Raw genomic sequence first — 988 nt, 5'->3', positions numbered from 1 at the left:
GGAACCGAGGTCTGGTCGGCCGTGATGGTGACCTTGATGATATCGCCTTCGTTGCCCGGGGTGCCTGGCTCGTCGGTTACCTCGGTGCTGACGGGGGTTTTGTCCAGGTTCAGGTTTTCGAACTTCCATGCATCAGCGCCGCTGACCGCGTCGATGGCATTGACCACCGGCGCGTTGGTGCCGACATAGACGTTGTCCGGGGCGGTTGCAGTAGCCGAACCGGTGGTGCTGTTGGCTGCCACGACGACGGTGGTGCCGTCGGTCAGCTTGAAGTACAGCTCCGAGTGGTTGTTGATCGGCAGGCCGTCTTTGTTGGTCAGCGTGATGGTGTAAGTGATCTCACCGCCTTCGGTCACCGAAGGGGTGGCGGTCAGTTTGGCCACCACTTCACTGATAGTGTCCGAGATCTCAACGGTAGCCGGGCCACCCAAGGCCAGCTTCTCGAAGGTGGCACCCGGAACTGTAGCGTCGGTAACACTGAGCGTGATGGAGCCTGCATCAAGATAGACGTCATCGCCCTGAACCGAGGTCTTGTACTCGACTTCGGTCTTACCGGCTTCGATCGTCACGGTGTCGCCGTTCGACAGGGTTACGGTCAACGGACGGTCCAGCGCCTGGCTCACTTTCACAGTAAAGGAAGGTTGCTGGTCTTCGGTCACATTGCCATTGCTGACAATGCTTACGGTGACGGCATCGATGCTGTCATTGATGACCGTCGAGGCCGGCGTCGGGTTCGGGGTCAGTTGCTCGAAGTTGCCGCCCGTGGCGTTCTCGATGGTGACGCTGACGGTCGAGCCGTTGTTATAGACGTCATTGGCCGGNTGCTCGAAGTTGCCGCCCGTGGCGTTCTCGATGGTGACGCTGACGGTCGAGCCGTTGTTATAGACGTCATTGGCCGGCGTCTGGAAATCGACGCTGCCCTGGGTTTTACCCGCTTCAACGGTGATGGTCTGGCCGTTGGACAGAGTAACCGTTACCGGCGTCTGAG

General features: G+C 59.7%; 1 protein-coding gene. It reads right to left on the bottom strand.

Going from position 1 to position 988, the window contains the following annotated elements; all coding sequences use genetic code 11:
• Positions 1 to 988: immunoglobulin-like domain-containing protein (locus FQ668_RS00065; RefSeq protein WP_144179811.1), on the bottom strand; the 988-nt coding region annotated here is incomplete at both ends.

This window comes from Pseudomonas sp. Kh14 (assembly GCF_900291005.1).
In the GTDB taxonomy this organism is placed as follows: Bacteria; Pseudomonadota; Gammaproteobacteria; order Pseudomonadales; family Pseudomonadaceae; genus Aquipseudomonas; species Aquipseudomonas alloputida.
This window is presented reverse-complemented; position numbering and strand designations above follow the sequence as displayed.